The 14,026-nt window shown below is 52.6% G+C and carries 21 protein-coding genes; 19 read left to right on the top strand and 2 right to left on the bottom strand.

The annotated features are described in order from the left end of the window. Positions 1-18: 18 nt before the first annotated feature. From NMK_RS12165 to NMK_RS12140, 6 genes are all read left to right on the top strand, one after another. A complete protein-coding gene (locus NMK_RS12165; protein ID WP_146187199.1) occupies positions 19-378 on the top strand; it encodes a hypothetical protein in 360 nt (119 codons plus the stop codon). A gap of 469 nt (positions 379-847) precedes the next feature. Further along, a complete protein-coding gene (locus NMK_RS12155) occupies positions 848-1,816 on the top strand; it encodes a tyrosine-type recombinase/integrase (RefSeq protein WP_109016036.1) in 969 nt (322 codons plus the stop codon). A gap of 70 nt (positions 1,817-1,886) precedes the next feature. Next, positions 1,887-2,327 (top strand): NUDIX hydrolase, encoded by a 441-nt coding sequence (locus NMK_RS12150; RefSeq protein ID WP_109016035.1) that lies wholly within the window; start codon positions 1,887-1,889, stop codon positions 2,325-2,327. A gap of 11 nt (positions 2,328-2,338) precedes the next feature. Further along, a complete protein-coding gene (locus NMK_RS18320) occupies positions 2,339-2,725 on the top strand; it encodes a hypothetical protein (RefSeq protein ID WP_146187198.1) in 387 nt (128 codons plus the stop codon). A gap of 217 nt (positions 2,726-2,942) precedes the next feature. Continuing rightward, positions 2,943-3,200, top strand: a complete 258-nt coding sequence (locus tag NMK_RS12145; RefSeq protein ID WP_109016034.1) for a hypothetical protein — start codon at positions 2,943-2,945, stop codon at positions 3,198-3,200. Between the two features lie 88 nt (positions 3,201-3,288). Continuing rightward, the gene (locus NMK_RS12140; RefSeq protein ID WP_109016033.1) at positions 3,289-3,576 is read left to right on the top strand and encodes a hypothetical protein; all 288 of its coding nucleotides are present in this window, start codon (positions 3,289-3,291) and stop codon (positions 3,574-3,576) included. A 273-nt stretch (positions 3,577-3,849) separates the two neighbouring features. Here NMK_RS12140 and NMK_RS12135 read toward each other — a convergent pair whose 3' ends face one another. Both NMK_RS12135 and NMK_RS12130 read right to left on the bottom strand, forming a co-directional pair. Next, positions 3,850-4,038, bottom strand: a complete 189-nt coding sequence (locus tag NMK_RS12135; protein WP_146187197.1) for a hypothetical protein — start codon at positions 4,036-4,038, stop codon at positions 3,850-3,852. A gap of 44 nt (positions 4,039-4,082) precedes the next feature. Continuing rightward, the gene (locus NMK_RS12130) at positions 4,083-4,568 is read right to left on the bottom strand and encodes a protein-tyrosine phosphatase family protein (RefSeq protein WP_109016031.1); all 486 of its coding nucleotides are present in this window, start codon (positions 4,566-4,568) and stop codon (positions 4,083-4,085) included. 321 nt (positions 4,569-4,889) lie between these two features. On the opposite strand from NMK_RS12130, the gene NMK_RS12125 reads away from it, so the two are divergent. From NMK_RS12125 to NMK_RS12065, 13 genes are all read left to right on the top strand, one after another. Beyond that, positions 4,890-5,552, top strand: a complete 663-nt coding sequence (locus NMK_RS12125; RefSeq protein ID WP_109016030.1) for an NUDIX hydrolase — start codon at positions 4,890-4,892, stop codon at positions 5,550-5,552. A gap of 2 nt (positions 5,553-5,554) precedes the next feature. Further along, positions 5,555-6,520, top strand: coding sequence for a hypothetical protein (locus NMK_RS12120; RefSeq protein ID WP_109016029.1), 966 nt, complete (start codon positions 5,555-5,557; stop codon positions 6,518-6,520). A gap of 141 nt (positions 6,521-6,661) precedes the next feature. Beyond that, on the top strand, positions 6,662-6,979 hold the full coding sequence (locus NMK_RS12115; protein ID WP_109016028.1) for a hypothetical protein: 318 nt from the start codon (positions 6,662-6,664) through the stop codon (positions 6,977-6,979). 117 nt (positions 6,980-7,096) lie between these two features. Continuing rightward, positions 7,097-7,939, top strand: coding sequence for a ribose-phosphate diphosphokinase (gene prs, locus NMK_RS12110; protein ID WP_109016027.1), 843 nt, complete (start codon positions 7,097-7,099; stop codon positions 7,937-7,939). Between the two features lie 29 nt (positions 7,940-7,968). Continuing rightward, positions 7,969-9,684 (top strand): nicotinate phosphoribosyltransferase, encoded by a 1,716-nt coding sequence (locus NMK_RS12105; protein ID WP_109016026.1) that lies wholly within the window; start codon positions 7,969-7,971, stop codon positions 9,682-9,684. Positions 9,685-9,750: 66 nt separating this feature from the next. Continuing rightward, positions 9,751-10,191: a hypothetical protein gene (locus NMK_RS12100; RefSeq protein ID WP_109016025.1), complete on the top strand. Its 441-nt coding sequence runs from the start codon at positions 9,751-9,753 to the stop codon at positions 10,189-10,191. A gap of 70 nt (positions 10,192-10,261) precedes the next feature. Next, positions 10,262-10,738 (top strand): hypothetical protein, encoded by a 477-nt coding sequence (locus tag NMK_RS12095; protein ID WP_109016024.1) that lies wholly within the window; start codon positions 10,262-10,264, stop codon positions 10,736-10,738. Between the two features lie 137 nt (positions 10,739-10,875). After that, positions 10,876-11,628 carry a riboflavin biosynthesis intermediates N-glycosidase gene (gene ybiA, locus NMK_RS12090; protein WP_109016023.1) on the top strand — a complete coding sequence of 251 codons (753 nt, stop codon included), beginning with the start codon at positions 10,876-10,878 and terminating at the stop codon, positions 11,626-11,628. Between the two features lie 10 nt (positions 11,629-11,638). After that, positions 11,639-11,905, top strand: a complete 267-nt coding sequence (locus NMK_RS12085; protein WP_109016022.1) for a hypothetical protein — start codon at positions 11,639-11,641, stop codon at positions 11,903-11,905. Between the two features lie 24 nt (positions 11,906-11,929). Next, positions 11,930-12,124, top strand: a complete 195-nt coding sequence (locus tag NMK_RS12080; protein WP_109016021.1) for a hypothetical protein — start codon at positions 11,930-11,932, stop codon at positions 12,122-12,124. Positions 12,125-12,133: 9 nt separating this feature from the next. Then, complete coding sequence (locus NMK_RS12075) at positions 12,134-12,319, top strand: hypothetical protein (RefSeq protein WP_109016020.1); 186 nt, start codon at positions 12,134-12,136, stop codon at positions 12,317-12,319. 178 nt (positions 12,320-12,497) lie between these two features. After that, a complete protein-coding gene (locus tag NMK_RS12070; RefSeq protein ID WP_109016019.1) occupies positions 12,498-13,391 on the top strand; it encodes a hypothetical protein in 894 nt (297 codons plus the stop codon). Between the two features lie 66 nt (positions 13,392-13,457). Then, positions 13,458-13,994 (top strand): hypothetical protein, encoded by a 537-nt coding sequence (locus NMK_RS12065; protein ID WP_109016018.1) that lies wholly within the window; start codon positions 13,458-13,460, stop codon positions 13,992-13,994. The last annotated feature ends 32 nt before the right edge of the window (positions 13,995-14,026 follow it).

The raw sequence follows: 14,026 nt of genomic DNA, 5'->3' as shown, positions 1-14,026 counted from the left end.
TAGGAAAGTGGAACGTCCTTGACATTATACGCCCATTGGGCGTATAATGAATCATCCATATTTCCCTTAAACACTATGTACAATCATTCGCTGTTGGCAAACGAAACGGCGCACGCCTGTCGAAAAGAGGGTCGTGAAGCCTTCCAGCGCTTCGGGGTTACAGGTCGCGGTAAGCACAGCTATTTGGAAAACTCATTTCAGTTGGCAGCCTTCCTGGAAGGTTTCTATGCCGCGAAAGAAGCTGCGGCTGAACAGGCTTTGCAGGATGCAAAAAACTATCACTCGCTCACGGTAAGTGAGGCTGAGCGGGACCGCTACTGGGCTAACAAACTGGCAAGCCGTCAAGATGCGAACCAAGCTCCGCCCGCCCACGCCTGAAGAGGTTGTTGCGGCTCGCAGGGCGGCAGGGCTGACCCAAACCGAGGCCGCCCAACTTGTGTCTAATGCAGGGGCTAAAGGGTATCGCACCTGGCAGCGCTATGAGGCCCCTGAAACCAATTCTGATTCGCGAGCTATTCCCATCGGTTTATGGGAATATTTTTTACTCCTGACTGACCAGCATCCCTCCCTCCGCGTAATTCAAAAGTAACCATCTGCCGCATTGAGCCACGACTCAGCCGGGAGATTCTTCATTTCGCAAACGATGCAAAGAAATCCGACCGCCAATGCCTTCGGCATCAACAAAGTCAAGTAACGCACAAGACCTTCAAATACTTTAGCCGCTTAGTTTTTGTATTTCTGGAAGACCCTTTCACATGGATATTCCAAGAAAAGCTAGGCATTATGTTTCATTCGGGTTGTTCGTTACTTGACTTTCACTTTGGTGCTTCGTAATCTCGTACCCACTATGGCGAAAAGTCCCGAAATTGACGTTAAATCCGGTCTGCTGTTTGCCGGCAGCTCATTGCTCGATTGGTCTCTGCATCCGCGAGAATCCTTTGCACGCTGGCTGGCCGGCGAGGTGGTTGCTCAACGCCGGCAATTCCGCGCCTCCTCGGCCGATACCTACACTCATCAATTCGAAACCTGGCTGCGATTCCTCGAAGCACGCCATAGCTCGTTGCTCGAGGCAACCCAGGACGATGCTGAGGCCTACTTCAACCAACTCTCGCTGAAGCACGTCTCCCGCCGGCGAACGCACAAAGAAGGCATCGAGGCGGTGTCCCGACGGCGTTACCTGCAGCTCATCGACCGCGTCTACCGCGCCTTGCGGCAACTAGGCTGGGATGGAGCGAACCCCATGCTTCTTGAACTCAAAAAAGAACGCGGGCTTGCCGTCCCTGAACCCGCCAGTCTGACCGACGAAGAAGTGGACCGCCTGTGGAGGGCCATCAAGCTCCTGGATGGATGGAAGGGCGACCGCGACCGGGCAATGGCAGCGCTCCTCCTCGGCGCAGGGTTACGCTGTAATGAACTCCTGGCCATGCCCTGGTCTGCTGTTGGGCCGGATTACAGGGTGCGTATCCTGCCGGCCGGCGTCCACCGGGAGCATGTATCCATTATCCTTCCAGGACAGGCGCGGGGATTCTGGGAGCTATGGGAACGAGACCGACATGACATGGGCGTACGTTCTGAGGTTGCCTTTCCAGCAACGCGCGCCGGCCGACCTTACACCGAGTCAGGGGTGTTTCGTCGCATCGATACCTGGCTTCGCATGGCGAACATCCACCGGAAGGAAGACCGCGGCGTCAATCTTCTCCGCAATACTTTTGCGCGCCAGGCTCTGCTTCGCTACTCCCCGGAGGAGGTCCAGGAATTCCTCGGGCACGAAGAATTACGCTCGACCGTCCGTCATGGACTGACTGAGCCTGATTAACAACCATGTAATTGACAAATAAGCATTTTTGTGGCATAGTTTAACACTACATTTTCGTAATTAAAACATAATGAAAAAGTGCAGTTGCGGGTTCATTCTCGTGGATAACCAGACCGGCCATTGGCTATTGGTTCATCCTCCAGGCAAGGACGTATGGGACTTTCCCAAAGGCTGGGCGGCCCAAGGTGAAACGCATCTCTCGGCAGCTGTACGTGAGCTGCGGGAGGAGACCGGCGTCATCCTATCGGCAGCGGAGGTCTCCAACGCTCATGATTTTGGCCAGCACCCTTTTACCGAGGAAAAGGATATGCGGCTCTACCTTGCCCGGGTATCGCTCAATCCGGCCGAGATGTTCTGCATGTCGATGGTGACAAATCCCAGCGGCCCTGACTATCCGGAAGTGGATGAATTCCGGCTGGTGCCGCCTGCTGAAGTTAATTCGATGTTGAGTGCGCGTAAGCAGGCTTGGCTTAACCAATGGGTTTGGTCGCATATCGGTTTGCCTGCGTAAATGGAAGATGTATGAGTGATGCGCCCCTGATTGAAGACGGAACCTTTGAGTTGAACCTGAACACCAGCCCGGTGCCCCTGTGTAAGCATTGCGGACGTCAAAAAGGAAATCATCGCGCAAATACGCTGCAATGTCCGATTGGGCGCGGAAGCTTCCCCGATTTTCATCCCGAGCAGCGGTATGAGCCACGCAAGACGCGAAAACTTTCTGTTGTGGTTGAAGACCCGCGACAAGTTGTGCGGCGTGATTGGGTAGACTGCCCGATTTGTGGTGAACCCGATATGCGCAAGGAAACCTCGCCAGAAGGGGCGGTTTTAATTTTTTGCGTGAACCACGCCTGCGCTTCTAATGGTGGGGATAACGCTAACCGGTTACTTGACCAGCTCGGGTTGGGTTGAGCTCTAGCGGAATCAAAATACTTCCGCGTAGGTAAAATCGCACTATACTCAATCATTGAGTCCTGGGACTCCTAGATTCACACGCCAGTCGTCTCCCTACCAGGTACTTAAGGTCGAGCCCCGCCTTTGCGGGGTTTTGACTTTTCGATGGTTGGTGAGCCTATACGGAATGTAACTTCCCTCAACAGGCCACCGCCAACATATTAGGAACATATCCATGCAACAAACCATTTTGAAAGCTGCGAAGCGTAAGCTTCGTCATCTGGCCAGTAAAACTGCCTGCTTCTTTGGGCATCATCGCTGGCGCTATACCCCGGCTGAATTCTATGATGAACATTCCCAACGACTGGGTATCGTGATGAAGCCGGCAACTCGCACCTGCTGCCGAGGTCACTGCGGCAAGCTCCAAAAGGAAGATTTGCACTGCTTGGGGTTAAATCCCCCGGAATACGTGCGTACTTGGTACAACGCCTAACTCGCATCCCGGTCGTATGGCCGGGATTTTCTTTCGCCACAACCTATACCACCTGTGGGATTCAAATACATCAGGACTGGAATGGAAAATGAAATGTGAAAAATGCGGTAGCGATACGCGGATGCAGGTCCAAGTGACTCTGAGTGCCCCTGGCTCGGCCTATCACCAACTTACCAAGAAAGATTTTCATCGTAAGGAGTTTCAGGTGTTGGGCGCCAACTGGGAAACAGCAAATTTTATCTGCACCAATCCCGACTGCTGCCATGTAAGTGATGGGTACGGCAATTACGTGACCAAGCTCGAAAAGAAAAACAAGGAACTTTCCGCTGAGGTTGAACGGCTCAAGGCAAAGTACGAAGGCACAAACCTGTCATAACAACAAACTCAACCCCGACATAGCTCGGGGTTTTTCAATAGAAAAACGCCTGGCGGTACCAGGCGTTGAGATTAGAACTGATATGCAGGTTTTTCCAGAGAACGGGGTTTACATCCACGAATCTGATGAAGGAAGCCCTCACTGGACTTCGACTCTGCAATACTCGTAACGATGCCGTAACGGTCGTGCGGCCCATTAACTGCCACGTAGGCCCCGACATGCAACTTGTATGCAGCATTCAGTTGATACAATTGGCCTGTGAATGGAGCATATCTAGCCATGGGACACCTCCGGCTTGATGCGGGTTTGTCGGGGAGCGGCCGGGTTGACCCAAGCGTCATCGGTGCTAAGCAGGCGTTCTTCTGCAGCTTTTGCTTCCGCCGGCGTATTGCCCCCGTGTTTTGAATCTACCCATCCCATCCCTGTGCAGAAGACCTGCACCACGTAGTTAAATGACATCATTTCCTCCTGTTAAATAGTAAGTCCTGATGGGTATAGCGCCGGCGCTAAATAGCGAGAGCGCTGGGCAGGTAGTCGTAATCGTAAGGGAAGGGCGGCACGGCAATCTGGATACCAAGAATGTCCTGTGCCAACAGCAGCACATGCTTGTTTGCATAGTTGGCCTCCGCCCATCGCGGAAAATGACATTGCGTCATGGAATGCGCCACCAGTGCAATGGCTGCGCTTCTGGAAGCCCCCATTCGACAATGAACAACCAAGCGATAGGATTGCGGTGATGCATGTAATTCACGGATAAAGTGGACGGCCGATTCTACCTGCTCGAGCGAGCACAGCGCCTCTGCTGGAATACCATGGATGGCCAGGTCTTCGAGTTCATTATCCAGGAACTCAAGACGTAACGCATGGGCGTGCCCATAGAACTGGCTGGGTGGAAGCTGCGCCGGGTCGCCGATGGAAATCACAGCCAAACGGTCCTCCGGCAACACATCCATAAACGCCTGCAAGGAAACAAAATCGACAGCTGAAAGCAAGTAAGGTCACTCCAGTGAGTAGATGAAGCGGGTGAGGCACCCTAAGAATGAAACATCATAACAAAAATATACCGTGTTTTGTTGTTTTGTGCAACTTTCCGAGAATGCATACGAGGTAAATATTGACTATTGTTATACTTAGTGCTATATTAACACTTACTCGATTGACCCCATGCCGAGCCCATCTAAGGCGCTCGTGTGTTCTGTTTAAGCCCTGTAATGGTAGGATTGCGGCCCTGTTGATTTGGTATTGCCTAATTAACAGATACTAATATCGTGCCAAATGCACTTAAACAATAACACGAAAAAGGATAGTGATTTATGAACGTATTTGAATATCCGCTCCCTGTAACTACGGTCGACGCTGCATTGTTGACCTTGCGAGGAGAGCGCTTGCATGTCGCATTGCATCGCCGTGAGAACATTCCTGAGCAGGGTAAGTTGGCCTTGCCGGGAGGGGTTATCCATATCGATGAGGATGTGGACACCGACGCGGCTGTGCTGCGTGTGTTGCAGCAGAAGACTGGATTCATTCCTCGGTATATCGAGCAGTTGCGTGTTTTCTCTGGTAAACGCGACAATCGCTGGGACTGGTCTGTCTCGGTGGCTTATATTGCTCTTGTGCCGCTGGCTGACCTCGAGGCTGCGGGCAAGGGGGTGTTTCACTTCTATGACGTCGATGACCTGCCGGTAGACCTTGCTTTCGACCACCGGCGTATTATCGCCGCGGCCGTGGAGCGTGTGCGCAACAAATCGGCTTACTCGACACTGCCCTGCGCATTGCTGCCAGAGCAGTTTACCTTGACGCAGCTTCAAAAAACCTACGAGGCGGTTTTGCAGGTGAAACTCGACAAGGCGAACTTCCGTCGCCGAATCGATGCTATGGGATGTGTCATTCCAACCGGAGAATTCCAATCGGGGATGCAGCGCCCGGCGAAGTTCTACCGCTTCGAAAACGTGATGGTATTTAACAAGGCGTTGTAACGATGAAAAAAACTGCATGGAGTCCTGTATCCCGTCCTCCCAAGCTCTCCATCGATGAAGGATGGCGCAGAGTATCCTCTGAAGTTCAGGGGTACTTCAAGGATGGCCGTCAGCGCGTGGTTTACCTTGCGCGTACTGAAGGGGGTGACCAGGTCTGGTATACCGCTGACTCAGAAGGCTGGGATGTCTCGGACACCATCCTGTACTGGAAGCCCCTGGATGCCGGCCCCCATGCAGCACAACCCGCTAAAAAGCATCTCAAGGTGCTCCCATTGGAATACTGGATGGCCAATGAGGACGCCCTGGAATCAACCCTGGACTACGACGGATATCGCGAGACCGAGCCTAGAATCAAGCGGCCTGGTATCTATTCGGACGGCAAGAATTGCTGGTTCGAGACCAAAGATGGTCGCGCCTTTGTGTATGGCCAGGATAAATTTGACCTCAAGCTGTCAGTGTTCAATGCTGAGAGGCTATCCCGCCGTCAGGCAGAAGCTCTGGCTGGCATTGCGGCCGCGGGCCTCGCAACTCCTCAACAAAAGGAATTGCTGCGGCAGTATCTCTTCCTAATCGAATTACAAGATACTGGCCGCCGGGCACGCCTGTACCTCATGGAGCGTAAAAAAGCACCCAAGCACGCCTACTTTTTGGTCTATGGCCTTGAGACAGGAAGCCCGCATTTGGTTCGCGTACCAGCCATCCAGGTAAAGACATTCGAAAGTGTGCGCGCCAACTCGGTCACCCATGAGATGCGTAAACTGCGTGGCCAGGGTAGTTGGGCGAAAGGCCTTAGCATCGAATACATCCAAGGCCAGGAAGGTGGCGAGGACGACGAGGTGGCGCTTATTGACAGTGCTTATGCAGGTGCGCCGGTATGCGCAGACTTTACCTTATGGGACGTCGCTTCGGACTGGTCAGTGTCGGTCTTCCGTGAACGAATTCAACCTGCCACTGGAGCGTCAAAATGACCAGCAGTATCTGGCTTGGTCCGTTTGAGCTTGGAATCTATGAACGCTTCCGAGTAAGCAAGCCAAGCCCAGAAGAAGACGCCAAGGTGTTGCGCCAAGTCGCCGCGTGGCTTCGCCCATTTTGCAGGGTGAAATGGACCAATGACTAACCACCCAAATAGGTTGACCATTGCTGCCGCAGTTAAGCTGGTCATGGAGCGTGACGGCAAAAAACATGTCTGGTTTGGCCAAGAGCGCATCTGGCATGAAGCTTATGAGCTGGCACGCGGAGCAGCCAACGTCCATCCCAATGACGTGTGGAAGAGGGTACGGTCGGCACTTGCAGCAAGCAATCTATTCGAGCAAACCCAGTATATTCGTGCTGCGGACTGGTCTGGCCGGGAAATTCTTCACCCGCGATATGTGCTCAAATCCAAACCAGACCAATACAAATCCGCGTTCAACACAAAAAACTGTTAAGCATTACATATGTTATTAACAAATAAAAATAGTTAATAACTTTTTTATTGACTTAGTAGCATAAATACACTATACTATTTTACATAGTTGCAAAACAACACTAAGTAAGGACTATTCATGTTAACAATTTTCGCGCTCGACATTGATGGCAATGGCCGTGCAATTCGCCCTGAGTTGAAGGTTTTTGCCGGCGGCGAGGCCCACGTCCGCATTCCGGAGGATGTCTTGGAGGATGCTGAACGCTTCCAGGGCGTTACCATTTCAGCCTTGCTGAAGACTTCTGACGACGTCATGCAGTTGCTGTTGGTAACCGATGCGCTGCGCCGCATCATCCCGACGACGACCCCTATCTCGCTGGAAATGCCGTATGTGCCGTACGCACGCCAGGACCGCGTTTGTAACCCTGGTGAGTCTTTGTCGGCACGGGTGTTCTGTGACCTTATCAACGCCCAGAACTACGAATATGTGCGCATCACCGACCCGCACAGCGATGTCGTTGGCGCCTTGCTCGACCGTGTGGTCATCCAGGATGCCTCTGAGCTGGTGCAGCGCGTACTATTGACCAACACTGCGGTGTTCGGCAATGGGGTGACGTTCCTCGCCCCGGATGCCGGTGCGCGCAAGCGTGTGCTGTCGATTGCCCGGAAGGTCGGTGTGACGGACGTCGTGTTCGCAGACAAGGTGCGAAACACGGTGACAGGGGAAATTACCGGCACCAGCTTCCCTGAAGTTTCAACAGATAAGCCCATCCTGGTCATTGATGACATCTGCGACGGCGGCCGCACGTTCCTCGAGCTCGCCAAGGCCGCACAAGAAGTTGGTGACTATGAACTGCACCTCTATGTGACCCACGGCATTTTCAGCCGTGGCCTCAGCGAGCTGCGCAAGCATTATTGCCGCATCTACACCGGTTATGACTGGACCGATTGCAAGGACCCGTACTTGTTCGTGGCCAACTAACCACCCTAACAACAAAGAAAGAAAAAACAATGAATATGCGTGTTGAATCAACCATCGAAAACGAAATGGCAAACATCTCGGCCGACAAGAAGCCGAGCCCATTTGCGCTTGCGGATTTTTACAAGACCGGCCACCCGGGCATGTATCCCAAGGCTACGACCAAGCTCGTCGCCAACTTCACGCCCCGTTCAGCCAAGTATGCCCCTGTGCTGCCGGAGCTCTACGACAACAAAATTGTCTGGCTGGGCCTGCAAGGCTTCATTCAGGAATACTTGATTGATACCTTCAACGAACAATTCTTCGGCATGGCCAAGGATAAAGCCGTTCGCAAATACATGCGCCGCATGGATAACGCTTTGGGCGCTGGGGTGGTAACGCCTAACCGGCTGGCGGCATTGCACGACCTGGGTTACCTACCGCTGGAAATCCGTGCAATCCCTGAAGGTGAGCGGGTCAACATCAAGGTGCCTCCGGTTTTGTTCATCAGCACCCATGAGGACTTTGCGTTCGTCGCCACCTACTTCGAAACACTCATCAGCACAGAAATGTGGAAGCCTTCGACCGTAGCGACCATTGCCTTCGAATTCCGCAAGCTGCTGACCTATTTCGCACGCCTCACCGGTGCGCCAGAATGGTTCGTGGATTTACAAGGGCACGATTTCTCGATGCGCGGTATGAGTGGCGTCCACGACGCAATGCGTTGCGGCTTTGCTCACTTGGCAAGCTTTACCGGTACCGACACGATTCCGGCCATCGACTATGCCGAAGACTTCTATGGCGCAAATTCGGACGAGGCCTTGATTGGCTGCTCAATCCCTGCGTCCGAGCACAGCGTCATGGCACTGCGTATCCTGACCACAATGAAGCGCTTGCAGGCGCTGGCTGAAAACGCCGGTATCCCTGAGAAGGAAATCCGTCGTCAGGCCGAGCTTGAGGTGATTCGTGAGTTTGTAACGGTCGACTATGCCGAAGGTTTGGTGTCCATCGTATCGGACACGTTCGACTTCTGGAACGTCATCACCAATATTTCCAAGGTGCTGAAGCCGGAAATTGAGGCGCGCAAGGTCAACGCACTCGGGTTGGCCAAGGTGGTCTTCCGCCCCGACTCCGGCGACCCCGTCCGCATCCTGGCTGGATATCGAGATGAGGAAGTGGTGGCGGCCGATGATGGAAGGTACGTCGTCAAGGCTAGTAATCTGGTTATCACTGAAGCCGAAAAGAAAGGCGCCGTGCAGTGCCTCTGGGACATCTATGGCGGCACGGCAACGGATAATGGATACAAGGTCCTCAATGAGCGTGTTGGTCTGATTTACGGCGATTCCATTACCTTGGAACGTGCCCGCGACATCCTGGTGCGGCTGAGTGAAAAGGGTTTCGCATCCAACAACGTCGTATTCGGAATAGGGAGCTTTACCTATAATCTCCTTTCTCGGGATACCTTCGGTTGGGCATTGAAGGCCATTTACGCGCAACTGGGTGAGCAGGGCATCGAAATCTATAAGGACCCGGCAACGGATGAAGGGACCAAGAAATCCGCCAAGGGTCTCCTGCGCGTCGAGAAGGAAGGGGACGACTACGTGCTCTATGAGCAGCAGTCTGAAGAAGAATTCAACCAGGGCGCATTGGAAGTCGTGTTCCGCGATGGGAAGTTTGTCATCACAACGACGCAAGAAGAAATCCGCCAGCGGTTGCGTGCCTCATGGACCTGCCCAGAAATCGGTAGCATCGAATGGAAGGTTGCATAACATACCGGACGACAACAAAGGGCTACGGCCCTTTTGTTGTTTTGTTCGTTGCATGAGGGGAATTAAATGGCAGACGTGAAAAAAGCAGTTGCCGTCGAGATGGAGTTGGTCATCAAGGACTGCAAGACTGTCTTTGCTGAGGGATTCATCCCTGGTGGCTTTGCCAAGCAGATTGTCACCTTCAAGGTACGTGAACGGGACGTCGATAGTCCGGTATTCAGGATGTCTGTCCTGGATGCGGGCGCTGCGTTTATGAAGGAAAATGTGGACGTCGTTTACCGGTTCACCGACGACACTAAGCAAGGAGCCGCAGCGGTAAACAACCAGCTTCCGGTATTCAGTGTAAAGACCGGCGCCGCGATAATGCAGCCTAAGTATTCGGTTGGGCAGGTAGTCAGCGGGCATCGCGTCATCGGCATCTGCTTTGAGGCCGAATTGGGCCAAGTTGCCTATTGGTTAGATGGCCGGGAGTCAACCGTACTCGAACACTTCCTCGAGAAAGAATAATTGTCCAGCCAGAGAAAGGGTGGCCTGCGGCTATACAGAAGCAGGTCTAATTTAATCTGGAGGAAATCAAATGTTACTTAATCCCGAGCTTGTAAAAGAATACGCCGCGCATGGCCTCACCGTGACTGCACTGACCGAGGGTAGTCCTTGGTTTAATCATCGAGGCACGATGGTTGTCGCTGAGCACGACGGAGTCCAGTATGTAATGGATTGCCATGGCGATTTGCGTAATGTTGAGGAAAACGTGATTCACCGTAAGCTCATCATAGAGCGCCATCACACCATAGTGAAGCAGATGTATGAATTCTGCACTAGCTTGAATGTGGGGGGTATCTGGGTGTTGTGCGGTGGTGGAACGCAGCTGCAAGCTTTCTTCGGCAACGATACCGGATATCTCGGCGTTCTCTATCTCAGCATGGTGACTACTCAGCCGCGGCGTGGACGGTTCACGTTCAATGTGAACTTCTCGAAAAATGACCAATATTTTGATGGAAAGCCGAATCTCCCTGGTATCCGGATTGTTTTGCATCGCGATACAGAAGATTGATAGTTCACATCTCAGAGGGCTAGGTCATAGCCCTCTTTATTGTTAACAATAGTTGCATTTTTACACTATATGTGATATACTGTTTTTCATCAGTGGCAGCTTAGCCAACCCAATAAAACTTAAAATCAGGAATCAGCATGCGTATTACCGAAACCATGGTGCTTTTTTGGCGCACTGAGGATGTCTTTTCGAACTGGCATCCCGCGGTGTTCTATGAAAATGGTGTCCGCTTCATTAACACCGAGCAGCACATGATGTGGCATAAGGCCATGCTGTTTGGGGATACCGAGACGGCTGCAAAAATCCTTCGCAAGGTTCACCCGATGGATATGAAGCAACTTGGTCGTGAAGTTAAGGGCTACGACGATGCGGTATGGGCGGCTAAGCGGCTTGAAATTGTCACCGAAGGAAACTTTCTCAAGTTTACTCAGAATTCAGCCATGAAAGCTGAGCTACTGGCTACGGGTAGTCGGGAAATCGTCGAGGCAAGCCCGGTAGACACCATTTGGGGTGTTGGGCTTGATGAAAACGACCCGCGTGTTGAAGACCCGGCTAACTGGCATGGGTTAAACCTGCTTGGGGAAGCGTTGATGCTGGTTCGTGCCCGGCTGCAAGCCGCGCCCATTGCACGGTTAAGCAAGCTTGCTTCGCCGGGAGTGGAGGATGGGTTTACAGCGGACCTGGCTGGCTATGCCGCAGAGGCCGCAGCAAAGGTGCTCCTGCAAAATTGGGAAACCGCCCTTGCAGATGGCTCTAAGGATTATCTGGTAACCGATATCGATGATGTGATTCGTCAGCTTCGCTTGTTCCGTGAGCATGCCCGCCGCGAGCTGCCGCGTGCAAATGGTGGTTCGACGCTCGAGCTGATTGGCTCACAACAATCGAATTAAGGGAGCCTTGATGAGTGTTACCTCGAAATCCGCAGTCCGGACGGCCGAACAGGCGCTCGCCTACCTAACAGATTGCAATCTCGCCACGGTCGCATCGATGGCAATGAAGAAGACCCGTTTGAAATATGAGTTCGAACGCCAAATCATGATTGCGCAGTCTGCCGTCAGTTGGATGGTCGAGATGCATGTCGACTTCAGCGGTACCCGAGCAGAAGAAGTTGTGACCGCATTTGGTGGTTCAGTATCCGCCTGGGCACAGAAATATCAACCTAAATAAGCAATCCACTCAAGGAGAACAAGAATGTCGCTTTTCACCTGGTACATGTCTGCCTTTGTGCTCATCACGGTAACGCTCGCGGCCTGTGTGCGGATTATCAATAATTTCGGCACGTACAAGCCCTGGCAGCGCGCCGTCGCCTTGGCCATTGTCGCCGCCATCATGTATGCCTGGTGGTTGTGGGCGAATGCCTATCCGGGCCCGACAAGCGTCCACTAGGAGCGTCTGATGAGTCACGCGCTCTGGTGTTTGAGCTGTTTAGGCCTGATAGCTGCCATCATGATGCTGGGATATATCGAGTACAGCTTGAAGAGCCGGCTTAAGTATTTCGTGTTTTGCGGGGCAATCCCTGTGATGTGCTACTTCGTGCTGGTGTTGGGGCACTCAATGCCTTTACTTAAGGGGGTGGCGTAGCCATGGCTATTTTGGGGTGGGCTGTACTCGGACTCATCCTGCTCTGTGTTGGCGCAGTGCTGGGTGTGCTTGGGGTGAATTGCTTGGGCGTCTACAATATTGGAGGTGTCCCTAATTCATGGGTGAAGCGAGGCTCCTATCTGCTAGCTTGTGTGGTATTCGCCGGATTCGCCTTCGCATGGGCATCACACGCACCCTTCACGGTGACCTTTCACTGACCATGATTAACTCCATTAAGCTCACCGCTGACTTTGCGGCTGTTCCCTATCTCAAGGGCACGTCCTTATGGGCGACGCAGGCGCGCAAGAACAAACTGACCCTGTCACTGGAAAAGCCTAACGTCATAGTTGGGCCTAATGGCTCAGGCAAGACTGCCTTTTTGACGCTGCTGGCCTATCAAACCCTGACCTATTTCAGTGGCGTCACTTCGCTTGATGACAATTTCACACGAACCGGTCGTGAAGCGGACATGCTCTGGAGTGAGCGGACATGGCGAGATGATGCGGTGTTTCTGCCGGGCGCGGAGTTCGAGACGGATAATGCGCCGGCGGTCTTCTATCGCCCGCAGCACCTGGCTGGAAATGAAAGCTGCATCGTCACGGCCATGATGGTCGGCTATATGGACGAAGCTCGCGCCTACGCAGATGCGGTTGAAAGGAAATCGTCCGGCCAAGGATGTAATGCGCTCCTGAACCGAGTGAGAGCTGCCCTGCAGGCCCCATCGGGTGACTTCGAGTACCAGTACATCAACTGGTCCGGTGGCGAAGCCCCGCGCGAGCTTTCAGGTAAAAATTGGGTAGGGCAGTACGAATACCGCAGTGAAATCCTGAAGGCTCGTAAGGCCGCCTACAAGGGCGCTGGCCTCCCAATGATTATCCTGGATGAACCAGAGCAATCCTTGGATGCGCTTACTGAGCTCGAACTATGGCGGGCTATTCAACAGGCCGACTGCTCGACGCGGCAACTCGTTGTAGCGACGCATAGCCTGCATCCGTTCCTGAATCCGGAAGCCTTTAACATCATCGAAGCGGTTCCCGGCTATCTGGCCAAGGTGCAGTCTTTACTGTCCTAAAAAAAGAATCAACAAGACAAAAATTAGGCGTACAGTATGAAGTAATGAATTAAGAAGGAGTCCGTCATGGATACTCGCTTGATTGATTACTTCGACTGGATGGAGCCAAAAGGCTCTTTCAGGCCAATTGCGACCCGTCGCAGAGAAGCGGTTGAATACCTAATGCCGCTGATATTGGATAGCTATCTCCCCCATCTGCCGATACGGTACGAGAAATTAGATGATTTAGTGGCCAAACTCAAGGCCTCGGTCACAGAGCAGGTCGCCCTGCTCAGCACAAAATCAAAAAAACCAGAAATCATCATCCAAGTTTTACAGAGAATATTCACCGCTAAAAGCTGGCCACCCAAGAAGACAAAACGTACAGATTTTGAATTGGCGTCTGAAGCTTATTGGTTGACTGCAGAAATCATTGCCGGCGATGTCGATGCAGTATTTAGGGCTGCCTATAAAGCTGTCCCTGGAAAACAATTAGACGCAATCTGCGCTGAGCTAACAGAATCTATTTACCAAATTTTTTTCTTGTCGCCTGAAATTATGTGGCGGCTGAGTGTGTTTCCCGTCTTGGCGTGTGAAGAATACAGAATCAGGCAGCCTCACTAAAAGCCTCCTCATTTACTTGACGTTTTATGCTT

It is taken from the genome of Novimethylophilus kurashikiensis (assembly GCF_003112435.1).
In the GTDB taxonomy this organism is placed as follows: Bacteria; Pseudomonadota; Gammaproteobacteria; order Burkholderiales; family Methylophilaceae; genus Novimethylophilus; species Novimethylophilus kurashikiensis.
The sequence above is the reverse complement of the archived record's forward strand: the minus strand, read 5'-3'. Positions and strand labels throughout refer to the sequence as shown.